The sequence below is a fragment of the Azospirillum aestuarii genome (assembly GCF_016632405.1).
Lineage (GTDB): Bacteria > Pseudomonadota > Alphaproteobacteria > Azospirillales > Azospirillaceae > Azospirillum > Azospirillum aestuarii.
Window position 1 is genome coordinate 54548 of sequence record NZ_JAEPIV010000020.1, and the last position, 24939, is coordinate 79486.

Here is a 24939-nt window from a genome sequence, read left to right on the forward strand (position 1 = left end):
GCGAGCGCCGGGAGACCGGACGGGCCGTGGCCGGCGAGGCGCAGGCCCTCGTTGCTGCCGCCATGAGCGGAGAACGCACCGCGTGAGATTGGGAAGCGTGGCGCGTCACGGCTTGGCCGCTTGTCCATCAGCTGCTTCACAAGTGGGGGGCATGACCGGCCTCCCCATTTATTTTCACCTAAGCCAGTTCTCGCACGCCATCCAGCACCTTAGCTGCACCCTTGACGTCGATGTGCTCGTCCTGGATCAGGATTGGAAGAACGTCCGCCAACCGGGGAAGCGCCGTGATGCCGTATTCCGCCAGCATCCGCTCCGCGGCTTCTCTCGCTGGGCCATAGGACCACGGCCTGCCACTTTCCGGAAACCATTGCCGGTCACGGTAAGCATGAACCTCAGTTGTTGGCATGAGCCGTTCCACTTTGCCATCAGCGATCCGCCACAGAGGCAGATAATCGCGGGAAAACAGAACCCGGCTGCCGTCCTCGATGTCCATCCAGCCATATGGCAACCATAGGCGCCGGGGTATGAAATCCGCCATCCGGGTGCGTGGGACAACCGCCTCGAACGTTGCACATACGCCGTTGGAGGCGGAGTGGTCGATGAATCTTACTGCGCTCGTGGATCGGCGCCACCAATGTGGTTCTGACTTGGAGAAGCCCTTGCTTTTGATACGAAAGATGACGCCGGGATGCCGACCTTCTTTCCAAGGAATTGGGCCAGCCCGCCAACACGCCGTTCTGATCGCCTCATGATCCTCATAGGTGAAAGCTCGATTTCCGGTAAGCCTCATGTCGGGTAACGCCGACTGCACGTCGCCATCAAGAATGTTCAGCGACGCCCCCAGGCTGCGCACCAGCGTGACGGCCCGTTCCCGGAAGGCGCCTTCGGGCAAGTGCTCATCCAGGATGCTTGGCTCGGCGGCGGTGTGGCTGATCTCAAGCTCGTGCCAGTCGCGGTAGCCGCAGGCCACGGCAATGGCCCGCTGAACACCAGACAGAGAAATCTCCGGAAACGCCGCGGAAAGGTGCTTCGCGGCTTTTTTCGGACGGGTGAGATTAGGAAAGAAAAAACGGATGCCATCCCCCTTCTCGGCGCTGGAGAAAGGCGTGCCCACTAAGCCCTGAGCGCCTCGGAAGAGAGTGTCAGGATGGTGCTAAGAACCTGCCCCGAAGGCTTTGCCAATGTGGACGGCACGGCTGGTTAGCCGATGCTCGACAGTACCAGCGGGCGGCCATAGCTGCAATATCGACAAGGAATGGAATTTAGTAAGCAGCTGGCGAAGGAATCTCATGCCCAAGGTGAACCGCGCCGGGTTTGACAGAGGCTACTCGCCTAGGCTGGGCGGGGGACGGAAGCTGGTCTCCACCGTAAGATGCTGCGCACCGCGTACAGGGCTCTCTGATTGTCCTCGATGGAAAAGTAGCGGCGCAGTTCCGCAACGGCCGCCCATTCGCCACTCTCCTCATAGGCCCGGCAGATCGCCGCGCGTTCGTCCTCGCTCACCGTGAACATGCCGCATCCTCCGCATCGTTGCCATCGTCTGCCGGGATTGCTTCCGCATCCACCCCGGCCTCGGCAAAGGCGCGGCGGAGGGAGGCAAGGACCGCCGCACTGCCGGGCTTCTTGCCGCGTTCGAATTCACCGACAACGGTATGGCTGCGCATGGCTCGATGCGCCAACTCCTCAATGGACCAGGCGAGCCTCCGGCGAGCGGCTTTGCACTGGGTGGGGGTCATGATGCTGTCTCGCTCAAGGGTGCTCTCCGGTGTGTGGGGCTATTCCATCGCTGAGCTGGGCAGTCCGTCCAGCAAGCCTTGCTCACGCGCGCGGTCGAGCAGGGACTTGACACTTGACGGTGCCCAGGTCTTGGCCCCGGTTCCGGTGCGCACACCCTGACGCTCCAACTGCCGGCCGATGCGGGCCAGTGTCGGCTTTTGCCCGGCTTCGGCGGCGTTGTGAATGGTGGCGACCAATTCTAGCAGTCGTTTGGCCTGTGCCACCGCCTTCTTGGAGCGGCGCGGCGCCGCCTTCAGCAACTCAGGTTGCGCCAAGCCGTCGGCGACCAGACGGCGCACCGCGCGGATCAGGGCGTCGCGCGTCCACGGCGCCGAGTTGTCGCCGGGCCGCTTCTTCATCGCTGTGTTGAGTACGTCAACGACGCGGTCCCACGGCTGGGCCGGTCGCAGGCGCCGCACGATGGGCAGGAACTCGTCGGCACCGGCGATGACCCGCTCGCTCAGGCGCTCGTCGCGCGCTCGGGCGACACGGCGGCGGGTCAGCGGGTCGCCGGAGATCAGGCCGGGGTTGCCCGGCTGCCGGCCGAGCGCCTTGGCCGCCCGTACGCCGGCCTTGGTGCGCTCGCGGATGAGGGAGCGCTCAAACTCGGCCACTGCACCGAGGATCTGCAGAGTGAACTTGCCTTGTGGGCTGCCGGTGTCGATGGGATCGCCCAGCGACTTGAAGGCCACCCCCTTGCGCTCCAGCGTCTCGATGATCTCCAGCAGATGGGCGAGCGAGCGGGCCAGCCGGTCGATGCGCGCGACGACCAGCGTGTCGCCCCTACGGACGCGGGCCAGCACGGCCTTGAGCTGTGGACGCTCGCGGTCGGCACCGGAGGCGCTCTCGCGTACGATCTCGGTGCAGCCGAACCGCTTCAGTTCGAGGAACTGCGCCTCGGTGGATTGGTCCTCGGTGGAGACGCGCGCGTAGCCGATCAGCGCCATGGCCTGCCTTCTTTCATCCGTCGAAGCGGCGGTTACCCAAGTCGTATTGCGAAAACCTGGCATTTTCAAGGCTTGCAACGGTCAACAACCGTCCGGTTATGGACCAGCGGAAAAAATTTTCGGGCGACCGCACCCATTCCACATCCGGTCCGGGACCTCCGGCCGGGGCGTTGAAACGCCTATGGCGTGAGGCTTCGGTCCGGCCAGATCGGAGCGCCGGTCAAGGTTATTGGGGATGTCAGTAAAGGCTATTGAGGTGGGAACGGCGGCGGGAGCAGGCGCCAGTTCACGTTATTGCGACCGGGATTCCGGCTGAAAACCCTTCAGTTCAGGTTATTTCGACAGCCGACATCTCCGATAAACATGCGATAGCGTGGCTTATCGGCGGTTTATCAGGACCGGCCGCCCTGCAGACTCCGGCAGAGAGAAGCTAAACGCCTTCTAGCTTCGCTCTTGCTCTCCAACCTTCTGGTTTCTATCGTCCCTGAGCGCCCGTCATCGAGCGACGCTGTCCCCCACCCGCCCGGATCACCGATGCCGCGCCTCCTCCCCCACCCCGACGACGACGCCCTGCCGCCCCGCCGCGCCTGGGACGATGACGACGCGGCGGAGGACGTCGATTGGCGGCCGCGGGTCGACGAGGAGCCGGCGCCCGCGCCGCTGAGCGGGGGAACGCCGCCGCTGGTCGCCGCGGTCGCCGCCGCCACGGCGGCGCTGGTCCGCCTCGACGAGCGCCTCGCCCGCTCGCCGCCCGCGCTGCGCGCCGGCTGGCAAGCCCGGTGTTGCTTTCTTCTGATAATTTTCTTTGAAAAATCTGAGCGCCAAAGACATTGTTTTCTCAACACCAAAGCGACCCTCTCCCTCCGGAATCAATGGTTTAATCAGTGTTTTTTTAAGGAAAGTTTCTAATAGCAAACTCACGACCGACCTTCAGCTCCCACTGGCGCACCGTCTCGTCGCTGACGGTGATGCCGCGCGCCGCCAGCAGCTCCTCGACCATCCGCAGACTGAGCGGAAAGCGGAAGTACAGCCAATCCGCCGTCGCAATGATCTCGGCTGGATAGCGAAAGCCGGCGTAGCGGGGATCGGGACGCGTCGTCATGCCGTCCCATACCCCGCCTCCGTCGACCCGGGCAACTGAGTGATCAACAAGTTGACAGTGCCTGCGCCAGTACCTGTGGTTCGAACAGGCCGCTATGTCGCCCCAGGCTCCGTTGCAAAGTTGGCCGGCAGGCGGCGAAATGGCTGGACGCTGTTGGGAGCCAAGCCGTGTCGGACTTCAAGGGACGCCACTGCGAGGGTGAGATTGTGCTCTGGGCGGTGCGCTGGTACTGCCGATACGGCATCAGCTACCGTGATCTCGAACAGATGATGGCCGAGCGCGGTGTTTCGGTCGATCACTCGACCATTTACCGTTGGGTGCAGAAGTACGCGCCGGAGATCGAGAAGCGGTTACGCGGGCAGTGGCGCTGTCCGAGGTCGACCAGCTGGCGGGTCGACGAGACCTACGTGAGGGTCGGTGGCAAGTGGACCTACCTGTACCGTGCCGTTGACAAGCATGGCAACACCATCGACTTCCACCTCTCTCCCACGCGCAACACCGCCGCCGCCAAGCGCTTCCTGTCCAAGGCGTTGAACGGTCTGAAGGCGTGGGAGACGCCGACGGTCATCAACACCGACAAGGCGTCGACTTATGGGCCAGCCCTGGCGGAACTGAAAGCCGAAGGCAAATGCCCGGAGAACACGGAGCACCGGCAGGTCAAATACTTGAACAATGTGGTGGAAGTCGACCACGGCAAGTTGAAGCAGTTGATCCGCCCGGTGCGGGGCTTCAAGACCCTGAAGACAGCCTACGCAACGGTCAAGGGCTTTGAGGTGATGCGGGCGCTCCGCAAAGGCCAAGCGTCCAGCTTCAACATCACCCGCGACATGCGGGGCGAGGCGCGCCTCGTCGAACGCGCCTTCAACGTCGGACCCTGCGTGCTCGCCGAGGCCGTCCAGTTCATCAGCCAGCAGCTCGAACTCCAGGATGCATAGCATCGGCGGTGATGCCCGTTACCATCATCTCGCGCCTGCCGGTAAACTTTGCAACAGAGCCCCTCCCGCCAGCCCTTTGGCATCGTCGACTCATGTATGGCGCGACACCTGACGGAACCCTTACACGGAACTGCGACCAAGCAGCGGAGCGACCGTTCTCAGGGCTTGGTCCAAATCCATGAGCAAGTCTCGTTCCCCTTCCAATCCGATGGACAAGCGCAACAGGCTGTCGTCAATGCCCGCTGCGCGCCGCGCCTCGATCCCCATGCTCGCGTGCGTCATCGTCACCGGATGAGCGACGAGGCTTTCGATGCCGCCAAGGGACTCGGCGAGCGTGAACACTTTCACCGCCTCCACGAAACGGCGTGCGCCGTCCGCTCCGCCTTTGATGTTGAAGCTCAGCATGGCGCCGAAACCACGCTGCTGGCGCTCCGCGATGGCGTGGCCAGGGTGAGACGGCAGGCCTGGATAATGCACGGTCTCCACGCACGGATGACGATCGAGAAAATCGGCCACCGCAAAGGCGGTGCGCTGCTGGTACTCCAGCCGTGGGAACAGCGTTCTCAAGCCACGCAACGTCAGGTACGCGTCGAAGGGCGACCCTGTGAGGCCCATCGCGTTCGCCCATTCCTTGAGGTGGTTCAGATCCTGCGTGTGCGCGGCGATGACAGCTCCCCCCACGACGTCGGAATGGCCGTTGAGGTACTTGGTCGTTGAATGGATGACGAAGTCGGCCCCGAGCGCCAGGGGTTGCTGGAGCGCGGGCGAAAGGAAGGTGTTGTCGACGGCGATCCTGGCTCCCGCCGCCTTGCCCTGTTCGGCCAGTTTGGCGATGTCAGTGATGCGCATCAGCGGATTGCTCGGTGTTTCGATCAGAATAAGGGCCGGGCCGCGTCGAAGAGCCTCGGCGAAACCTGCCGCCTCGTTCAGATCGACGAACGCCACGTCGAAATGCCCCTTCGCCGCTCGCATCGAAAGCAGGCGATGGGTTCCGCCGTAGCAATCGTGAGGAGCGACTATCAGGTCGCCAGGGTCAAGCATCGCCAGCAGCAGGCTGACGGCGGCCATGCCGGTGGCCGTGACCACTGCACCGGCCCCGCCCTCCAATTGGGCGAGGGTATCGGCGAGCAGATCGCGCGTCGGGTTGGCCGTTCGCGAATAGTCGTATGGTCCGGGCTTCTCAAAGCCGGGAAACCGGTAGGTGGTCGACAGGTGAATCGGCGGCGTCACCGCGCCGTACTGCGCGTCGCTCCCGATGCCGTTGGCGGCGGCGATCGTCTGCGGGGATTTCCCATTGTCCATGCTCGGCATCCTTTGCTGCGTGCCGTGGTCCGGCTGTTCGGCCACTCCTGGCCTGTCCCGATGGCGCGCGTCAGCGCGCCGCCGCCCGAAGGTTCGCGGCGCGGCTTGTCCGTCCGGGCTCGCTCGCCACATCGCCACGCATGGTGCGCACCAGGTTGTAGACCATCATGAGCGCCCCCGCGAGAAACAGGGCGCCGCCGGCTGCGCGGATGACATGGAAGGGGTGAGTGGCCGTGACCGTCTCGACGAACGAATATTGAAGAAAGCCAAGGGTGTCGTAGGCGCGCCACATCAGACCCTGCATGATGCCCGACACCCACATAGCGGCGATGTAGAGCAGAATGCCCACGCTCGCCGTCCAGAAATGCAGGCTGACCAGCGCCACGGAGTACAGGCGCTCCCGCCCCCAGAGCCGCGGGACGAGGTGGTAGAGGGAGCCGAACACCATGAAAGCCACCCAGCCGAGCGCCCCGGAATGCACATGGCCGACGGTCCAGTCGGTGTAGTGCGACAGGGCGTTCACCGGCTTGATGGCCATCAGCGGACCCTCGAAGGTCGACATGCCGTAGAAGGCCACCGACGTCACGAGAAAGCGCAGGACCGGGTCGGTGCGCAGCTTGTCCCAGGCACCCGACAGGGTCATGATGCCGTTGATCATGCCGCCCCAGGACGGCATCCACAGCATGATCGAAAAGGTCATGCCCAGCGTTTGCGCCCAGTCCGGCAGAGCCGTGTAGTGCAGGTGGTGCGGACCGGCCCAGATGTAGATGAACACCAGCGACCAGAAGTGCACGATCGACAGGCGGTATGAATAGACCGGCCGATCCGCCTGTTTCGGCACGAAATAATACATCATGCCGACGACGCCGGCGGTCAGGAAAAAGCCGACGATGTTGTGCCCGAACCACCACTGCACCATGGCATCCTGCACGCCGGACAGTAACGGGTAGCTCTTCGCTCCGGTGAAGGAGACGGGCACGGCCAGATTGTTCAGCGTGTGCACCATGCCGACGACGATGACAAAGGACAGGTAGAACCACAGAGCCACGTAGATGTGCCTCTCCCGCCGCTGCAGGATCGTCCGGACCAGGATCGTCGCGTAGAGCAGCCACACACCGAGCAGGAACAGGTCGGTGTACCACTCGAACTCCGCGTATTCCTTGCTCTGGGTGGCGCCGATCACGTAGCCGGACACCGCCAGGAGGACGAAGATCTGATAGCACCCGAACAGCAGCTGGTGCAGTTCCCGGCTTCCCCACAGGGCGGTTCGGCAGGTCCGCTGCGCCACAAAGAACGACGAGCCGATCAGCGCGTTCCCGGTGAAGGCATAAACGATCAGAGTGGTGTGGATCGGCCGGACGCGGCCGAAGCTGGTCCATTCCAGTCCAAGATTGAGCGTCGGAGCGACCAGCAGAAGGGCAACCCACAAGCCCATTGCCAGCCCGGCCACACACCAGAACAGGGATGCCCGAATGAACATCCGCACCGCGGCGTCTCCGGCGTCGTACGAGGCCGCGTCGCCGTCCGTCCGTCCGGCCCCGGGTATGGATAGCGTGGTGCTGATCGCGAGATCGGTCATGCGCAAGACCCTGTCGACGTCGCAAGGCGGGAACGGCCGGACAGCCGACGTCATGGCGGCCCGGTCGGCGATGGCCGGTCAGGGCCGCCCAGCGCAGGGCGCGCGGACTCCCGTCCCGTTTTGGAATGGGAGGATCACAGGCGCCTTGCCCGACGGCTCGTAACACGGTTGCGCAGAGCCTAGGTCGCGCCTACACATAGCAAAAGCGAATTTATTCGATGGATTGCATCGGAATAGCCGATGCAAGTTCCGGTGGGGGCGTCGCATGGACATGGAAACGGCCCGCACTTTCCTTGAGGCGGCCACGGCTGGAAGCTTCGTCGCGGCGGCCGAGCGGCTGCACGTCACGCAATCGACGGTCAGCACGCGCATCCGGCACTTGGAGGATCAGCTCGGTTGCCAATTGTTCGTGCGCAACAAGAACGGCGCAATGCTCACCGCGGCCGGGGTCCGGTTCCAGCGTCACGCCATCGCCATGCTCCGCCTTTGGGAGCAGGCCCGGCAGGAGGCCGCGCTTCCCATCGGGCATCGCGCCCTGCTGCGCATCGGCAGCGAGGCCGGTCTGTGGAACCGGATGCTGAACCGTTGGATTCCCTGGATGCGGCGGAATGCCGAAGACATCGCCCTGCGGTGCGAGGTCGGGTTGGCGGACGATCTGCTCCAGCGCCTTCGCGACGGGACGCTCGATCTCGCGGTCCTCTATTCGCCGCGCGCCGTGCCGGGCCTCGCGGTGCGCCTGCTGCTGGAAGAGGATTTGGTCCTTGTGAGGGTTCGCCCCGCTCCGAGCGCCGGTGGCGACCACTACGTCCTCATCGACTGGAGCGACGAATTCCAGCGCAGCATCCGTTTGCGAAATCCGGAGCTTCTGTCCACACCCTTGTCGATCGGCGTCGGCACGCTCGGGCTGGACTATGTCAGGCAGTGCGGGGGAACCGGGCATTTCCCACGGAGTCTGGTCCAGCCCATGCTCGACCAGGGGGTGGGGGAAGTCGTTCCCGAAGCGCACCCGTTCAGTTTGCCCATCTACGCCGTTCACCCGGCGGAGCCTGATGTCAGCGTTCTCGAAACCGCGTTCGAAGGCCTGCGGGCCATCCTCGGCTCTGACGAGGTGACAGGGAATTCTCAACAAGGCGCCGACGCCCAATAAAATCCCGTTCCGGCCGGCGTCGGCGCGCGCGGGGCTGATGCCCGCAAATGGATGCCGCCTCACCGGCAGGCTTTCACGCCGTCGCGATGATGCGGCGTGAACGGTGTTCTGACAGGAAGGGAGGAATCACCATGAAGCCCCAGCGGTCCGCACCCCCGCCCTCGTCTCCCTTCGCACGCCCCGACGGGTCCTGCCTCGGTCGTCTTCCGGACGAGCAGGAGGACGAGCCCGTGCCCGCCGCGCCGGCGGAACCCGAGGACAAACCCGCCCCGCCCACCGAGCCGATGAATCCGGCTTGATGCGGTTCGGAACACCGGCGCACGTTGGCCGCGACCGATCTGCCGCTGAACCTGCCGCTGAATGCCCGTCCTAAACCTGCGGCAATGATGCGCGTTCATCCGCGCCGCCAAGCGCCTCTTGCCCACAACGGTAAGCCCGTGCAAGGGAGACGTCCTGTGTCGGCGTGAGCACGGCGTCAACGGCACTGAGCAGTGCGGTCTCTTCCTTTTGAATGTGCAGGACGAGGCCCTCGATCAATTGCTGCCCGAAATGGCGGAAGACCGGCCAGCTTTCCTCATCGAACCCCTCACGCAGAGCCAGGGCACACAGCCGGGTGATGCGGCGGACGAGCGGGCGCAGGGCTTCGTGGTCGGTCGAGAGGTCGGCCGTCATCTCGTAAGCGCCAGCGGCGGCAATGGGCGGGAAGAGCCACTGCTCTTCCAGGAGGAAATGCCGTTCGAGGTCCTGGCCCAACTCCTTGCCAAGGGTGGCGAGCAGAACGCGACCGTCCACGTCCAGATGTGGGATGTCGTCTTCCGTGGTGCGCTCCAGGTAGGCTTCGAACGCGTTCAGAAGGTCGATGGTCCGGTGATGATCATCGTGCAGGAGTTGGCCGGTCTTGCTGTCGGTGTGCATGTCCGAAGTCTTTTGAAAGGGGGTCACGCGTCGGGTCGGCCATTCCAAGCGGCAAGCCTGACCAGTCGAGGATCGTCGGCGTGGTCCACCAGCATGCGTCGGACCCGCTCCTGCCACAGGATGCGGAACTGTGCCACTTCGTCCGGGGATGCCGCGTGGGACAACAGGCGCTGCAGAAGGCCGGGCATCGCCGGATCGACCGGCACGACGCCGCTGTCGAGCGTCGCTTGCACTCCCGCTCCCGTGTCCATGCGGACGAAGGCCATTGTCCCTTGAATGCCGACCCCGAAGGACAGGAGGTTCCGGCGGTCGAAGCGGCCAGCGATGCCTTTGAAGCCGGTGCTCTCCGTCGCTCCGGTCAGCAGCGTGGCGACGCTTGCCATCACACCGGCCACGCCTTCGGCGGCGGCCTCGCGAACAGACACCGCAACGGCCCCGCGCTCGGGCACCTCATCGGGATACAGACGCTCCAGTGACCGTATGGTCATCAGGTAAGCGCCCGCGACGGTCGGGCAGGAATGGCCGGCCAGCCGCACCGCATCGGCATAGCCATACTCAAGCAGACCGTCCTCGGCCGCGCCGAGGAACGCGCTGAGCGGATCGCACACGACGAGCCGCGGCGCCGCATCATAAAAGGATGGAAAGGTCATAACCGGATCATGCCACGATGATGCGAGGGCCTCTTTGTCCTCGCGCAAACGGCACGGCCACCACCGGTGGCAAGCGGGAAATGCCCAACGGAGGAAGGCAGGGTCTCGCCCCCCACCCTTCCCCCTGCGCATCCCACCGGGGTGGGATCAATGCTTCATCTCGCCGAGCTGCTTGCGGGAGTCGCCGCTCTTGTCGAGGATGACGCTGTCATCCGCCTTGCCATCGACTTCCAGAATGCCGATGAGCCCCTTGGTGGCGCGGCTCAGAGCGTGGTCGACCAAGGCGTACTTGCCCGGATAGTCGACCTTGAACTCCACCATCGTCGCCCCGCCCGGCGCCACCGTGACCGTCTGCACGTTCTTCAGCGGCGGCGTGTCCAGGGCACCGAGATTGTGGACGCGATCGAAGATCTCGCCGATGACATGGAACGACGAGGTGAAGTTCGGCCCGCCGACACCGAACCAGATGCGCACGGTTTCGCCCACGCTGGCCTTCAGCGGCTTGTCCTTCACCAGACCACCCACGGCGCCGTTGAACACCAGATAGCCGGGCTTCTCGTTCACCAAGCCGTCGTAGTCGTCTTCCGCCGCCGGCAGGTTCTTCGCCTTGGTGGCGTAGATCTCCTGCTGCATGACGTAGAATTCCTTGTCGACCTTCGGCAGACCGTCTTCGGGTTCGACCACGATCAGACCGAACATGCCCTTGGCGATGTGCTGGGCAACCATCGGGGTGGCGCAGTGATAGACGTAGACGCCCGGCGCCATCGCCTTGAACGAGAATTCCTTGGTCTGGCCCGGCTCCGCCTGGGTGATCTGTCCGCCGCCAAGGAAACCGGTGGCCGCGTGGAAATCAATGGAATGGTTCATGATCGATCCGGGCGCGTTCGTCATGGACACGTTCACCGTGTCGCCGACACGGACGCGGACCATCGGGCCGGGGACCTTGTTGTTGAACGTCCAGTAAGTGTAGGTCGTGCCGTCATCCAGCCTGGCTTCGACCTCGGTCGTGGTCAGCACGACGTTGTGGGTCTTGGGCGCACGTGTGCCCGCCGCTTCCGGCGCCGGGACCGCCGCGGGGTCCTGGACGATGTCGACCGTCGGCTCCTTGACCTTCGGCTCGGCGTACAGCGTGGTGGCCGATGCGGCGCCGATCCCCGACAGGGCGATGAGGGCGGCGGCGCTGACGGTGGCCAGGAAGGTCTTGGTTTTCATGATGCAATCCAGGGCGAGTGTTGCTTCTGAAGCCAACATCCCGGATTTCCCGGCCCCGTTACTTAACGGTCGTCAAGAATTTTAGGTAAGGGCAACACTCCGATCACTTCCGTTTTTATTCTGATTTTTTCGCAATTGCGAGAAGTTGCTTTCTGGAGCGAGGGGGTTGAAGGGGTGTATCGCCTGCAAAGGACTGAGAAAAACCACAAATCACAAGGCGGATGCTGATGAGGTCACTGAGCAGCTCATCGTCCGTCCCGCTGGGAGCATGGAATCGGTCCGGCGCCCTTGCGACATCCCGCCGCGGCTCACGGCGTGAACAATGCCGCCGCACAGGATTGCCGCGCCATGCAGCACCCTTCGGCTTCGAGAACCGCGTTCGAGGACACTCGGTCGTTCCATCCTATCCTTTTCCGCACTGGCCCAACGGTCCTGTTTGCGCTTCCACTGGTGTTGGACGCGTAACCTAACCGTGTAACGATAGCAGGGGGAGGTGATGGCCGAGCGGTTCACGAAATCAGCGGCGCGCAACATCTTCTACGGCGGGTCGCTCTTCTTCTTCGTCACCTTCGTCGCCCTGACGATTCACAGCCACTACTACATTCGAATGACCAGCACGGACGAGGCCACGCTGTCCGACAGCGTCGCACGCGGCAAGCACGTGTGGGAGAGGAACGCCTGCATCAACTGCCACTCGCTGCTTGGTGAGGGTGCCTACTTCGCCCCGGAGCTCGGCAACGTCTGGGTCCGCTACGGCGGGCGGGAGGACGCCGAAGGCGCGCGCACGGCGCTGATCGCCTGGATGCAGTCGCAGCCCAGCGGGGTCGAGGGGCGCCGCCAGATGCCGCAGTTCAACCTGACCGACGCGGAACTCAACGACCTCGTCGACTTCCTCGAATGGACCAGCCGCATCGACACGCAAGGCTGGCCACCGAACCAAGCGGGCTGAAGGGGAGGCATGGCATGAAATACGCGACCCAACGCATCGCCTATTGGTACTTCGCCTGCGCGATGGCCCTGTTCGTCGTCCAGGTGCTGGTCGGCTCGCTCGCCGGGACCGTCTACGTCCTGCCGAACTTCCTGTCCGAGATCCTGCCCTTCAACATCCTGCGCATGATCCACACCAACGCGCTGATCGTGTGGCTCCTGCTCGGCTTTTTCGGCTCGGCCTATTACCTGATCCCGGAGGAGGCGGAGCGCGACATCGAGAGCCCGATGCTCGCCTACGCCCAATTGGCCATCCTGATGGTCGGCGCGCTGGGCGCGGTGGTCGGCTACACGCTGGGCATCCACGAGGGGCGCGAGTTCCTCGAACAGCCGCTGTGGGTGAAGATCGGCATCGTCGTCGCGGCGTTGATCTTCCTCTACAACGTCTCGCTGACCGTGATCAAAGGCCGCAGGACGGCGATCACCAACGTCCTCCTGCTCGGGCTGTGGGGAATCGCGGTCTTCTTCCTGTTCGCCTTCTACAACCCGACCAACCTCGCGCTGGACAAGCTGTACTGGTGGTACGTCGTCCATCTGTGGGTCGAGGGCGTGTGGGAACTGGTGATGGCCTCTGTCCTCGCCTTCCTGGTCATCAAGATGACCGGCGTCGACCGCGAGGTCGTGGAGAAGTGGCTCTACGCCATCGTCGGCCTCGCCCTCTTCTCCGGCCTGCTGGGCACCGGCCACCATTACTACTGGATTGGTGCTCCGGGTTATTGGCAGTGGATCGGCTCGCTGTTCTCCACGCTGGAGGTCGCGCCCTTCTTCGCCATGGTCGTGTTCGCCTTCACCATGGCCTGGAAGGGGCGGCGCGACCACCCGAACAAGGCCGCTTTCCTGTGGACGCTCGGCACCCCGGTGATGGCCTTCTTCGGTGCTGGCGTGTGGGGCTTCATGCACACGCTGTCCTGGGTCAACTACTACAGCCACGGCACCCAGGTCACCGCGGCGCACGGGCACCTTGCCTTCTTCGGAGCCTACGTGATGCTGAACCTCGCGATCATCAGCTACGCCCTGCCGAGCCTGCGCGGCCGCGCGCCTTACAACCAGGTGCTCAACATGTGGAGCTTCTGGATCATGACCTCGGCCATGGCCTTCATGACCTTCACGCTGACCTTCGCGGGCGTCGTGCAGGTCCATCTGCAGCGCGTGCTGGGCATGACCTACATGGAGGTCCAGGAGCAGCTGGCCTTGTTCTACTGGATGCGCCTGGGTTCCGGCATCTTCGTGGTCATCTCGGTGCTCATGTTCGTCTATGCGGTGTTCGGACCGGCGCACGGGCGGGTGCCCGCGCGCACCCAGCCCTCCGTCGCGCCGGCCGAGTGATGGCGGAGGAGACGTCCTCCCAGCATGGGACGGCGGGCGGCGCCGTCCCCTTCTACGCTCCCACCGGCAACGAGGTGGCGTTGTTCGAGCATGCCCACCGCAACCGTCTGCCGCTGTTGCTCAAGGGGCCTACCGGCTGCGGGAAGACCCGCTTCGTCGCGCACATGGCCGCAAGGCTGGGGCGTCCGCTCCACACGGTGTCCTGCCACGACGACCTGACCGCCGCCGACCTGACCGGCCGCTACCTGCTCAAAGGCGGCGACACGGTCTGGACCGACGGCCCGTTGACCCGCTCGGTGCGCGAAGGCGCGATCTGCTACCTCGACGAGGTGGTCGAGGCGCGCAAGGACGTCACCGTGGTGCTGCACCCGCTGACTGACGACCGCCGCCTGCTGCCCCTGGAGCGCACCGGCGAATTGCTGGAGGCCCCGGCGGCGTTCATGCTGGTCGTCTCCTACAACCCCGGCTACCAGAACATCCTGAAATCGTTGAAGCCCAGCACGCGCCAGCGCTTCGTCGCCATCGAGTTCGGCTTCCCGAAGCCCGATGCCGAAACCGGGATCGTCGTCCAGGAAAGCGGGCTGCCCGCAGACCGGGTCGCTCCGCTGGTGCGGCTTGGCAATGCCCTGCGCGCTCTCAAGGGGCAGGATCTTGAGGAAGGAGTGTCGACCCGGCTGTTGGTGTATTGCGCCTCCTTGATCCGCGACGGCATGCCTCGCGACGAGGCGATCCTGGCGTCGATGATCGAGCCGCTCACCGACGACCCGGAGGTCAAGAAGGCGCTGCTTCGGGTCGCCGAACTCACGCTGGGATGATCGCATGGCCTCCATCTGGGAACCCGAGGAGTTCGTCGGAGCCCTGTGGCACCGTCTGGTCGGTGACGCCGCGTCCTACCCGCGTCATCCCGACGCCGCGGTTCGCCTGGACGCGATGCGGGCGCGCCTCGGCGTGCTGTTTCGGGCGCTCGGCGGCCCCGGTGCCGTTCGCATCGCCGGGACCTCCGCCGAAACCTCCGGGCATCGCCTCGGTTTGAAGCAGCGTCTTGGTCTCGGGACGGAAAAGCTGGAGCGCGCCCGCTACGACGGCGTCACCCTCCAGCTTCCCGACCGCGTCGATGTCTTCCCCTCCCGCGAGGACAACGCGGCGCTCTACGAATGGCTCGCCATTTTTTTCGTCCAGGCCGAACCGCCTCCGGCGATGCCCGACGACCCGCTGCAGGCCGACCTCGTCCGCCTGCGTTCGGCCCGTCGGGCCACGCAACGGGCGCTCGATGAATGGCCGGGTCTGCGCCCGCTGCACGTCCGGCTCTGCCAAGCCATGCGCGCGGCCCGGCCCAAACGGCGGCTGCCCGGACAGGAGGCCGCCGTCGAGGCACTCGTTGGAACGCTCATCGGCAGCGGCGGCCCAGCCGATCCGGACCTGCTGGCCGCGGTCACCGACGCGACGGTCCCGCTCGACCGCTTCCGCGCCGCCTCCGGCTATCGGCCCTTCCTGCCGGTGCCGCTGTGGGGCGAGGTGTCCGCACCACCGGAGGGCGCCGCTTCCCCCGAGACGGATGAGGAGGGCGGCGCCGGGGCCGAAGGCGACGGCAAGCGCCGCAGGGCCAAGCGCCGCGACAACGACCAGACCCGGCGCGACGACCCGCTGATGCTGAACCGCTTCGAGAAGATTCTCGGGCTGGCGGAGATGGTCAATCTCAATCGCAAGGTTGAGGACGACGACGAGGAAAGCGCGCGCAAGGCCGCGGAGGACTTGGACGAGATCTCGGTGGGTCAGCACGAGCGCAAGGCGTCGACCAAGCTCAAGCTCGACCTCGATCTGGCCTCCGAGGACGCCGACGTCGCGCCATTGCGGGCGGAAATCACCTATCACGAGTGGGACTGGAAACGCCGTCTCTATCATCCCGACCATTGCCGCGTGATCGCCGAGCCGGCCGCGCTGGAGGGGGAGGAGTGGCGGCCCGACGACAACGCGCTGCGCCGCATCCGCCTGGTCCGCCGCCAGTTCGAGGCGATGCGGCCGCGCCGCCAAATGATGACCGGGCAGCCCGACGGTGATGACCTCGACCTGTCGGCTCTGGTCCGCTCGGTCGCCGACCGGTGCGCAGGCGGCATCGGATCGGATCGGGTCTACACGGCGGTGCGCAACGTCGCCCGCGACCTGTCGGTGTGCGTGCTGGTCGACGTCTCGCTGTCCACCGACAGCTGCATCGAGGATCGGCGCGTGCTCGACGTCGAGAAGGAGGCTCTGCTGGCGTTGACGCACGGGCTGACCGCCTGCGGCGACGAGCACGCCATCCTCACCTTCACCTCGCACCGGCGCCACCGGGTGGACATGCGCACCGTAAAGGACTTCGAGGAGCGGTTGGACGCCCGCGTCGTGCGCCGCATCCAGGCGCTCAAGCCGGGCAGCTACACACGTATGGGAGCGGCGCTGCGCCACGCGACGGCCCTTCTCAAGGACCGCCCGCACACACACCGGCTTCTGCTGGTGCTGACGGACGGCAAACCGAACGACACGGACCATTACGAGGGCCGCTACGCCATCGAGGACACGCGCGTGGCGGTGCAGGAGGCGCGCCGTGCCGGATTGCGGCTGTTCGGCGTCACGGTGGACGAGAAGGGGCGCGATTACCTGCCCTACATCTTCGGCCCCGGCGCCTACGCCATCTTCCCGCACGCCGCCCGCCTGCCCGCGGCGCTGCCCGCCATCTACCGCCAGCTGACCGGCTGAACGCTCAAGAAACAGGAGGCATCATGCTCAGGATCATCCTTGCCGCCATCCTCGGAGCCGTCCTGGTGTCCGGCTCTCCCTGGGCGCAGGTCAACATCCGGCCGGACACTACGCCCCGCCTGCCGCCGCAACCGGGGCAGTCCCTGCCCGTCGAGGATGCGCATTTCCTCAAGGAGGCGGCCGCGGCCAGCCAGAGGCAGGCGGAGCTCGGGCGTCTTGCGGCGGAGAAGGGGCCGGACGAGGCGTTCAAGACTCTGGCCAAAGGAATTGCGGAGACCCACACCACTTTGGGCGAGTCCCTGAAGCGGCTTTCTTCGGCCCGCCCCCTGCCGCCGGCTGACCAGTTGAAGCCGGAGCGCGCTGACGCCTTCGGTGCCGCTGGGGCGGTGACCAACCCGGCGAACGCCCAGGAGGGCATGACGCCGGACGCCGTCAAGGCGCTGTCCGGGGCGTCGGGCGATGCCTTCGCCAAGGGCTACATTGAGGCGCAGCTTCGCATTCATGACCGCATCGTCGACCTCTACCAGACCGAGGCGTCGAACACGCCGGACCGCGAGCTTGCCACCTTCGCGATCACCAGTCTGGTGTCCATCCAGAAGGACCGCGACGCCCTGCGGCAGATGGCCGGCCGCTTCGGGATCAGCGCTCCGGCCACGGGCCAGCCGGTCCAGTATGGCGATCCGACCAAGGCCCGTTGAGGCCGGCGGCCGCCATGGCGAACGGTGCGCCGCCGGTGACCGGGCAGTTTTCGTGCGTTTGCCCCTGGGCAAAGACGGCGACAACGCCTCATGTCATGATCCCCTCCGGTCATCATTCCAAGGACAAGCGAGGCGGACATGACGGAAACGCAACCACAGCCGGCAGCGCTGCTCGGAACCCAGGTTGCCGAGGTGGACGGAGCTGGGGATCTCGTGTTTGACGCCGCGATCGTGGGGTCGCTCCTCGGCCTCGAACCGGGCGCCTTCATGGAAGAACTGAAGAAGGGCATGGTCCATCAGGTTCATGAACAGGGAACGGGTGTGGACCATGGTCGGAGGCGGGTGACCTTCCGCTACCGGGCACGGCAATCGGTGCTGGTTCTGGACGCGCAGGGCCATGCACTTCATGTTGCATGAGGTCGAGGTGGATGGGAGGGCGCGAAGAGCGCGGCCATGTGAGCGGCGTGAGCCCGGACGACGGGTCCGTCGATCAAGGACCTCTGTTCAACCCCACACGGCAACCCGATCGTCGCGGCTTCACGGCGGTCGTCCCCTGACGATGCCAGGGTTGGGTCAGTAATCCCGATCCGGGTGATCGGACCAGTCGCCCAGATTCATCACGGCGACAGCCATCGCCACACCGCCAAACGTTCCGCAAACCGAGCCGAAGAGCAGGATGAAACCGATCAGCCAGTAGTCGGAGCCAAGGAGCAGTGTACGGAGACTGGCGACATCCAGCGCGAGAAGGCCGAGGCAAACGACAACGCCGGCCACGACCCCAATCGCCAGATGGGTCAATAGGAATGACACCAGATTATGCTTCTGCAAGAAAGCGGAGCGCCGTGGATTTCGAGGCATTACAGTGACTCCCTGCAGAGCAAAGGCGCATGGTGGCAATTGGAAGGCAGCATGCGCCGCGCCCTTGGCGGTCCCCCTGAACTGAATCGGCGCACGCCCTGAAACCTCATACGGCAAGCAGTTCGTCCGCTGGGCCAAAGAACTCGTAATGGATGCTGCCCAATGGCACACCCCGGCCGGCGAGGCCGCCGACCATAGCGCGCAGGAACGGTCGAGGGCCACACAGATAGTAGGCCGCCTCCTGCGTCGGGGTGTTGGCCACGATCCAATCCATGCTGATGAAACCTCGCTCATCGTAGTCGCGCCCCTGAACGTCGGCCGGGTCAGGGGCGTTGTAATAGGTGCGCAGCGTGATGTTGCGAGCCTGAGCGGCCAGTGCCCGGGAATGATCGCGCATCGCATGAACGCGGCCGTTCTCGGCGCCGTGGATGTACCAGGTCGGCCGGCCATCGCCGGAACCGACAATGCTCTCCAGCATGCTCATCATCGGGGTCAGCCCGACGCCGCCGCTCAGCAGAACGACCGGCCCGGCGGAAGCCTCGTCGAGGAAGAATTCGCCGGCCGGAGGCGCCACCTTCAGCACCGTGCCCGGCTTGACGTGATCGTGCAGCCAGTTGGAGGCCAGCCCCGCCGGCCTGCCCGAGCCCTCCTCCCGCTTGACGCTGATGCGGTAGGACCGGGAATCCGGAGCGGAGGAGATGGAATAGTTGCGCTTCAGCACACCGGCTCCCGGCATATCCAGCGCAAAGGTCAGATACTGACCGGGGCGGTGGCGGATCACACCGCGCCCGTCCGCCGGAACCAGGATGAAGGAGCGGATGATGTCGCTCTCCGGCGTCACGCTCTCCACCGTGAAGTCGCGCCAGCCGTTCCATCCGCCCGGCGCCGTGGCGAGCCCGGCGTAGACGCTGGCCTCCCGCGCTTTGAGCACGTCCGCCAGAAACCAATAGGCCTCGCCCCAGGCGTCGAGGACCTCGTCGGTCGCGGCGTCGCCCAGCACGTCCTTGATTGCGCCGAGCAGGGCATCGGCGACATAGGGGTAATGTTCGGGCAGGATGTTCAGCCCGACATGCTTCTGCGTGATCCGCTCCACCCGCGAGGCCAGCACACCCAGGTTGTCGATGTTGCGGCCATAGGCGATGATTGCCGCCGTCAGCGCCTTGGACTGCGACCCGGTCTCGCCATGATGAGATTGATTGAACAGGTCGCGGATTTCCGGGGTGCGGAACAATCGCTGATACATGCGGTCGGTGACCGCGGTGCCGCCTTTCTCCAGGACGGGAACCGTGGCCTTGACGATGTCGATGGTTCGGTTGCTGAGAGCCTCCGCCATGAATTGTCTCCGTGCTGCAATGGCGATTCAACCCTCCGCCAATTCAACCGGTTCCGGCAAATTCCCCGGAACCGGACCGACCTCAAAAGGTTACGATTGCCCAGGCATAGGTCGTCAACGGCGCTGGAGTTCCTGCTGCGGAAGCGGCTTCCATGCGCTATATTTCGGGGTACGAAGCGCTCGTCCGCTTCTTCACGCCAAGGACTGTTGGCGTAACGAACCGCCTGGGAACCGTGGCTGATGCCCGCTGCCGATACCGATGCCCTGCAACCGTCCGCCCTGCGCGATGCCGACCATCTGACGGCGCTCGTCGATCTCAACGAACGCCTGTTCTTTGCCCATGACCTGCCGGCCGTGGTCTCCATCCTCCGGGCGGCCGCGCGCCGCCTGACCGGCGCCGACGGCGTCACCATCGTGCTGCGCGATGGCGACCTGTGCCATTACGTTGAGGAGAACGCGATCAGCCCGCTGTGGAAGGGGCAGCGGTTTCCCATGGGCACGTGCATCTCGGGCTGGGCCATGCTGACCGGGCAACCGGCGGTCATTCCGGACATCTACGCCGATCCGCGCATTCCACACGAAGCCTATCGCCCCACCTTCGTGCGCAGCCTCGTGATGGTGCCGGTCGGCGCGCCAGAGCCCATCGCCGCCATTGGTGCCTATTGGGCAGCGCGGCACACGCCCGACACGGGCACCGTCACCCTCCTGTTGGCGATCGCCCGATCGGCGGCCCTGGCGCTGTCCAACGTCCGCCTGCTTGAATCGTTGCAGGAGGCGGCCGAAGCCGCACGGACGCAGGCCAAGGAACTGGCGCGGGCCAACACGGCGCGCACCCGGCTCCTTGCGACGTTGAACCATGACCTGCGCCAACCGGTCCATGCCCTGACCCTCGCCACCCACGCCCTGTCGTCCCGGGTCACAGACCGCGGGGAAATCTACGTGTCGACGATGAAGCACTGCCTGGGCGTGGTGAAGCGACTGATGGATGGCGTGCAGGATCTGGTGGGGATGGACGACGGCACGATCGCCGTCCGGATCGAAGACGTCCCGTTGGACGATCTGATGACGCACGCCACAGCGACGTTCCAACTGGCCGCCGCAGCCAAGGGGCTCGACTGGCGCATGGAAGGGAGTGGCAGAGGGGTGACGGTGCGCACGGACCGGCTGCTTGCGTCGCGCATTCTCCACAACCTTATCGACAACGCCATCAAGTACACCGACCGCGGGGAAATCCGAATTGTTTGCCGCACTGCCGGCGGCAAGGTATGGGTCGACGTCTCCGATACCGGCCGAGGCATCCCGGAGAGTTCCCTGGCCGACATTTTCGAAGAGTTCTACCGCATCGAAGCCGGAGATGAGGTCGTTGGCCTGGGCCTTGGCCTGTCCATCGTGAAGACGCTGGCGGATCACCTCGGCTATCCGATCACGGTGGAATCCCGCCCAGGGGCGGGAACAACGATCAGCGTCGCCCTGCCAGTGGCTGGTTCTGTCGCACGTCCATAGGCGGGCGAGCGAGAGCCCTTGCCCGAGGGGGCACCGTGACCAGCGTCAGCGGCCAGCCACTAACCCGCTCGAAGGGGTATCGCAGAAATGCTGCTGGATGGCCGCGATGGCGCTCATGTCTGCAAGGAGAGCCGCGACGCAGTCCGGATTGAAACTTCCGGGCCGCCTGCTTCCAGAGGAAAGCCGCCGCGGCCTCGTTCGTCCACGCTCCCTTGTAGGGACGTTCCGACGTGAGCGCGTCGAACACGTCGGCGACCGCGACAATGCGCGCTTCCAGTGGAATGGCCACGCGGAAAGGCCGTTGGGATGCTCCCAGAACGCGCTTGGCGGCATGATCAATGGGCATGCCCTTGCCGTGCACAAAGCGAAGGCGTTTCCACAACGGCGTGATACGAGCAGGACGGCCTTTTCCAAACCCGATGCGGATCGAACCAACTCAGCGACAAGGTTGGATCAACTGCCGAGAAGCTCCTGCACAGCGGCAAGGAGTTGATTGGAGGCGACGGGTTTGCGGAGGAATGCCACACCGAGGGCCGTGGCGTGGCGTTCGCTGTCAGACCCCGTATCCCCGGTCAGAATGATGCCGGGTATCGGATGGCCAGCCTGTGCGCGGATGGAGGCGACGGCGTCCGTTCCGACTTCGCCTCCTCGCAGTCGATAATCCGCGACGACAAGGTCCGGCGCACGCGGCATGTCTCGCAGACCTTCGAGAGCCTGCGCCGCGGACCCGGCGATGACGACCTCGTAGCCCCACTCCATGAACAATGTCCGCAACCCGGAGAGCACGATCACGTCGTCATCGATCAGAACAGCCAAACGCCGTTGCCCGTCGGCCGTTACAACCGGCTTGGGCCGGGGCGGACTTGTCCCCGCGGCGCTCGCAAGGGGGACATCGACCGCAAAGGTCGATCCACGCCCCGGTTCGGAGCGTACGGTCACCGGGTGATCAAGCAGTTGGGAGAGCCGCTGCACGATGGCAAGCCCCAGACCCAACCCTTGGCTCCGGTCGCGTTCCGGGTTGTTGACCTGATGGAACTCTTCGAACACCCGACCCATCTGCTCGGCGGATATGCCGATTCCACTGTCGTGAACCTGGATGCTCACGCGGTCGGGAGCGATGTCGCAGACGACCCGCACATAGCCTTCAGGGGTGTAGCGCAAAGCATTCTCGACCAGATTGCGCAATATGCGACCGAGCAGCACCGGATCGCTTCGCACCGCCAGAGTTGGTCCGGGGTCGGTGACATGGAGTTCCAGACCCTTGCTCGCCGCGATCGGTGAATAAGCGGCTCGCATCTCATCCAGCAGCGACGCAAGCGGCATGTCACGGACCTGAGGCACAATCGTTCCGACATCCAAGCGAGAAACGTCGAGCAGGCTGTCGAGCAGGGCCTTCAACGTGTCCAAGGCACGCTCCAGGGCCATCAACGAGCGGCGGCCCCGGTCCTCGAGGGCATGAGACTGCAAAACGCCAGCGAACAGCAAAGCCGACTGGAGCGGTTGCCGCAAATCGTGGCTGGCGGCGGCCAGAAATCTGGACTTGGACTGGTTGGCTTCATCGGCCAGGGTCTTGGCATCCCGTAGAGCCTGCTCCATTGCCCGACGCTCGGAGACGTCCATGTTCATGCCGCTCAGGCGGACTGGACGACCGCTGCCATCATGTTCCGCCCGCCCCACTCCCAGTAACCAGCAGACCCCCTTTCCCGGATGCGAAATGCGAAACTCCGCTTGGTAAACCGGCCGCCGGCCTTCGAGCACGTCCTGCACGGCCTGCCGCAACACCGGGTGATCGTCCGCAACAACCAGGTCGTAGAACGCGGGTTCACTGGGGTGGAACGTCGTCGGATCGACACCCAACAGACGGTACATGCCGTCCGACCAGGTCACGACGCCAGTGCGGAGATCAAGATCCCACAGACCGGCGTTTGCGGCGTTCAAGGCAATGGCGAGATTACGTTCGCTCCGCTGCAAGGCCGCCTCCACGGACTTGCGCTCGGTGATGTCGATGTTCAGGCCGCTCATGCGCAACGGCGTGCCGTCCGTGTCGTAGTGGACACGTCCGGTGGATAACACCCATCGGACCGCCCCATCCGGGAGCATGATGCGGTATTCCAGTACGAGATAGGGCTTCCGCTCACCGAAGAGCTGCGCCTGAGCCGCGGCCGTGATGGTTTCGACATCGTCCGGTTTCACTGTACGGAGCCAGGACTCCAAGCAGGGAGCATCGCTCTCCGGGTCCAAGCCGAACAGGCGATAACTGCCCTCCGACCAGTGCCCGCGCCCAGTGCGCAAATCCCAGTCGAAACTGCCGGCCTGAGCCGACTGCAGGGCCAAGCTGAGGCGTTCGTTGCTTGCCCGAAGTTCCTCTTCGGCCATCGTCCGTCGGGAAATGTCCAACAGATGGACGGTCAGGCCCCTCGGGGTGGGAAACGCTCGGAGCCAGAACCAGCGGCCGGTCTGCGGACCGCGGAATTCGACGTCCACCGGAACCCGTTCGGTCATGGCCCTGCGCAACTCATCCGCCAGTTGGCCTTCGGCGAGTTCGGGAAAAGCGTCCCACAGCCGCATGTCGAGCAGGTCGCGGCCTTGAGCGACCAGGGTCCTGGCCATGTCGTTGAGTCCGAGGAATCGCCAGTCCCGATCGAACTCGATGATGCCATCCACGGTGTTGGCCAGCAACACGCTGACTTTGCGGGCGGAGTGCTGGGCCTCTTCGCGCACTCTCAGAAAACGGCGTATACCCCACAGGGCGCCGAGGCCCGTGGTCAGGAGCAGCCCAAGAAAGATGGCCACGGTCCAGAAGGTTGCGGTGTGGATGGGACGCATCGCCGTCGCTTTGTCGAGCCCGACGTGCAGATACAGACCCCGGGCACCCGACGTTGCCGGTGAATAGGCAAACACCCGTGGCCGACCGTCCATCCCCGCCAATTCAACCACACCTTTGGTCGCCTCGCGCAACAAAGCACCGAACGGTTCCGGCAACAAGCGGCCGGCCAGTTCCGGTGCGTCAGGGATGGTTGCGAGAACCGTTCCGTCACGGTCGGCGACAAGGAGACAGGTGTTGTCCGGCAAAGAGTCCTGTGTGAGGGACTCCCGCAGCCAAGCGGTGTCGAGAAGTGCCGCAATCACTCCATGATAATCTCCATCCTCCCGGCGGTGAGCACGGGCGAAGGGAATGGCGGGTTGTCCCGTGATCGGCGATCGCATTGACTGGCCTGTGACGATGCCATCGGTGCTCGCCGCATCCTGGAGGAGCCGGTCTGCAATCACCCGCCCCACCGTCATGGAGTCTGTCGAGCACCATACGGCACCGTTCGCGTCGGAGATTTCCACTGCCATGTAGCTCGGATACTTGCCCCTGATCCGGGACATGACTTCTTGGCAGGCCGTGGCGTCCATACGCCCCACCCCCGCTTCGGTAAGAGCGAACAGGATGTCATGGATGTGCTGTATGATCCGTCTTTGTTCCGCGTCCACAAGGTCGAGAAAGTGGCTGGCATCCTGTCGAAGCTCGGCCTCACGGGTCGTATGAAGCTGCATGATCGGAAAGAGCTCGAACGCCAGCAACGGAGCAGCAATGAGCAGGAGGAATGACAGCAGGCGGTTGGCTTTTTTACGAGGCGCTCGCTTCTGTAAGGACTTCAGCAATTCCTGTCTCCAAGGGCCGCCCTTTTCTTCCCTGGAGCATTATACAAAAATACGCGGGTATGTGATTGGACAAAAATACCGCCGTCCGAAAGATAGGTATCGGCATATGCCTTGAGGCAGGGCTGTCAGTCCTATTAGAAACCGCCACAACTTCTTTCCTACACTCTGTCCGGGAGGACGCCTCCCTATGAAAATCAATCTTCACTCCCGCAAGCTCGCAGAACTTTTTTGAGCAATTGTTTTGCTTCCCAGCGCTGGATTATATTTCCATGGCGCAGCACCATCTCG

The 24939-nt window shown here is 64.6% G+C and carries 22 protein-coding genes and 1 pseudogene; 10 read left to right on the top strand and 13 right to left on the bottom strand.

All coding sequences use genetic code 11. From position 1 onward, the window contains the following. Nucleotides 1-178 precede the first annotated feature (178 nt). From JJL56_RS24710 to JJL56_RS24720, 3 genes are all read right to left on the bottom strand, one after another. The gene (locus JJL56_RS24710; protein WP_200486691.1) at nucleotides 179-1114 is read right to left on the bottom strand and encodes a hypothetical protein; all 936 of its coding nucleotides are present in this window, start codon (nucleotides 1112-1114) and stop codon (nucleotides 179-181) included. A gap of 385 nt (nucleotides 1115-1499) precedes the next feature. Beyond that, complete coding sequence (locus JJL56_RS24715; RefSeq protein ID WP_200486692.1) at nucleotides 1500-1736, bottom strand: helix-turn-helix domain-containing protein; 237 nt, start codon at nucleotides 1734-1736, stop codon at nucleotides 1500-1502. Nucleotides 1737-1775: 39 nt separating this feature from the next. Next, entirely contained in the window at nucleotides 1776-2786 is a 1011-nt protein-coding gene (locus tag JJL56_RS24720) for a recombinase family protein (protein WP_345772636.1), read from the bottom strand. Nucleotides 2787-3257: 471 nt separating this feature from the next. Here JJL56_RS24720 and JJL56_RS24725 point away from each other — a divergent pair, with 471 nt between their 5' ends. After that, nucleotides 3258-3632 (top strand): hypothetical protein, encoded by a 375-nt coding sequence (locus JJL56_RS24725; RefSeq protein WP_200486693.1) that lies wholly within the window; start codon nucleotides 3258-3260, stop codon nucleotides 3630-3632. Here the strand turns inward: JJL56_RS24725 and JJL56_RS24730 are convergent. Beyond that, nucleotides 3628-3825, bottom strand: a pseudogene (locus tag JJL56_RS24730) (IS6 family transposase); the annotation flags it as partial. The gene JJL56_RS24725 and the pseudogene JJL56_RS24730 sit on opposite strands and share 5 nt — an antisense overlap. Nucleotides 3826-3992: 167 nt before the next feature. On the opposite strand from JJL56_RS24730, the gene JJL56_RS24735 reads away from it, so the two are divergent. Continuing rightward, entirely contained in the window at nucleotides 3993-4760 is a 768-nt protein-coding gene (locus JJL56_RS24735) for an IS6 family transposase (RefSeq protein WP_200486694.1), read from the top strand. Nucleotides 4761-4880: 120 nt separating this feature from the next. Here the strand turns inward: JJL56_RS24735 and metB are convergent, their stop codons facing one another. Both metB and ccoN read right to left on the bottom strand, forming a co-directional pair. After that, complete coding sequence (metB, locus tag JJL56_RS24740) at nucleotides 4881-6107, bottom strand: cystathionine gamma-synthase (RefSeq protein ID WP_200486695.1); 1227 nt, start codon at nucleotides 6105-6107, stop codon at nucleotides 4881-4883. Nucleotides 6108-6132: 25 nt separating this feature from the next. After that, nucleotides 6133-7542, bottom strand: coding sequence for a cytochrome-c oxidase, cbb3-type subunit I (gene ccoN / locus JJL56_RS24745; RefSeq protein WP_247891238.1), 1410 nt, complete (start codon nucleotides 7540-7542; stop codon nucleotides 6133-6135). A 364-nt stretch (nucleotides 7543-7906) separates the two neighbouring features. Between ccoN and JJL56_RS24750 the strand changes: the two genes are divergently transcribed. Next, nucleotides 7907-8788, top strand: a complete 882-nt coding sequence (locus tag JJL56_RS24750) for a LysR family transcriptional regulator (protein WP_032492181.1) — start codon at nucleotides 7907-7909, stop codon at nucleotides 8786-8788. A 369-nt stretch (nucleotides 8789-9157) separates the two neighbouring features. On the opposite strand, the gene JJL56_RS24755 is transcribed toward JJL56_RS24750, so the two are convergent. From JJL56_RS24755 to nirK, 3 genes are all read right to left on the bottom strand, one after another. Beyond that, nucleotides 9158-9703, bottom strand: a complete 546-nt coding sequence (locus tag JJL56_RS24755; protein ID WP_174436164.1) for a hemerythrin domain-containing protein — start codon at nucleotides 9701-9703, stop codon at nucleotides 9158-9160. A 23-nt stretch (nucleotides 9704-9726) separates the two neighbouring features. Next, nucleotides 9727-10353: a hypothetical protein gene (locus tag JJL56_RS24760; protein ID WP_200486697.1), complete on the bottom strand. Its 627-nt coding sequence runs from the start codon at nucleotides 10351-10353 to the stop codon at nucleotides 9727-9729. Between the two features lie 147 nt (nucleotides 10354-10500). Then, nucleotides 10501-11565, bottom strand: coding sequence for a copper-containing nitrite reductase (gene nirK / locus JJL56_RS24765; RefSeq protein ID WP_174436166.1), 1065 nt, complete (start codon nucleotides 11563-11565; stop codon nucleotides 10501-10503). Between the two features lie 496 nt (nucleotides 11566-12061). On the opposite strand from nirK, the gene JJL56_RS24770 reads away from it, so the two are divergent. From JJL56_RS24770 to JJL56_RS24795, 6 genes are all read left to right on the top strand, one after another. Beyond that, nucleotides 12062-12514 carry a c-type cytochrome gene (locus JJL56_RS24770; RefSeq protein ID WP_174436167.1) on the top strand — a complete coding sequence of 151 codons (453 nt, stop codon included), beginning with the start codon at nucleotides 12062-12064 and terminating at the stop codon, nucleotides 12512-12514. 14 nt (nucleotides 12515-12528) lie between these two features. Beyond that, nucleotides 12529-13878 (top strand): cbb3-type cytochrome c oxidase subunit I, encoded by a 1350-nt coding sequence (locus JJL56_RS24775; RefSeq protein ID WP_200486698.1) that lies wholly within the window; start codon nucleotides 12529-12531, stop codon nucleotides 13876-13878. Next, entirely contained in the window at nucleotides 13878-14693 is an 816-nt protein-coding gene (locus JJL56_RS24780; protein WP_174436169.1) for a CbbQ/NirQ/NorQ/GpvN family protein, read from the top strand. Before JJL56_RS24775 ends, JJL56_RS24780 begins: the two co-directional genes overlap by 1 nt. A 4-nt stretch (nucleotides 14694-14697) precedes the next feature. After that, nucleotides 14698-16611: a nitric oxide reductase activation protein NorD gene (locus JJL56_RS24785; RefSeq protein ID WP_174436170.1), complete on the top strand. Its 1914-nt coding sequence runs from the start codon at nucleotides 14698-14700 to the stop codon at nucleotides 16609-16611. A gap of 23 nt (nucleotides 16612-16634) precedes the next feature. Further along, the gene (locus tag JJL56_RS24790) at nucleotides 16635-17309 is read left to right on the top strand and encodes a DUF4142 domain-containing protein (protein ID WP_059399807.1); all 675 of its coding nucleotides are present in this window, start codon (nucleotides 16635-16637) and stop codon (nucleotides 17307-17309) included. Nucleotides 17310-17447: 138 nt separating this feature from the next. Continuing rightward, complete coding sequence (locus JJL56_RS24795; protein ID WP_174436171.1) at nucleotides 17448-17726, top strand: DUF6522 family protein; 279 nt, start codon at nucleotides 17448-17450, stop codon at nucleotides 17724-17726. A 156-nt stretch (nucleotides 17727-17882) separates the two neighbouring features. Here JJL56_RS24795 and JJL56_RS24800 read toward each other — a convergent pair whose 3' ends face one another. Together JJL56_RS24800 and hmpA are read right to left on the bottom strand one after the other, a co-directional pair. Next, entirely contained in the window at nucleotides 17883-18107 is a 225-nt protein-coding gene (locus JJL56_RS24800) for a hypothetical protein (RefSeq protein WP_247874577.1), read from the bottom strand. A gap of 166 nt (nucleotides 18108-18273) precedes the next feature. After that, complete coding sequence (gene hmpA, locus JJL56_RS24805; RefSeq protein ID WP_174436172.1) at nucleotides 18274-19500, bottom strand: NO-inducible flavohemoprotein; 1227 nt, start codon at nucleotides 19498-19500, stop codon at nucleotides 18274-18276. Between the two features lie 240 nt (nucleotides 19501-19740). Between hmpA and JJL56_RS24810 the strand changes: the two genes are divergently transcribed. Beyond that, a complete protein-coding gene (locus JJL56_RS24810) occupies nucleotides 19741-21003 on the top strand; it encodes a sensor histidine kinase (RefSeq protein WP_174436173.1) in 1263 nt (420 codons plus the stop codon). Here the strand turns inward: JJL56_RS24810 and JJL56_RS33965 are convergent. Then, entirely contained in the window at nucleotides 20960-21349 is a 390-nt protein-coding gene (locus tag JJL56_RS33965) for an HD-GYP domain-containing protein (protein WP_345769632.1), read from the bottom strand. The genes JJL56_RS24810 and JJL56_RS33965 overlap by 44 nt on opposite strands. Before the next feature lie 107 nt (nucleotides 21350-21456). Further along, entirely contained in the window at nucleotides 21457-24651 is a 3195-nt protein-coding gene (locus tag JJL56_RS24815; RefSeq protein ID WP_174436174.1) for a PAS domain-containing protein, read from the bottom strand. Nucleotides 24652-24939: the final 288 nt, after the last annotated feature.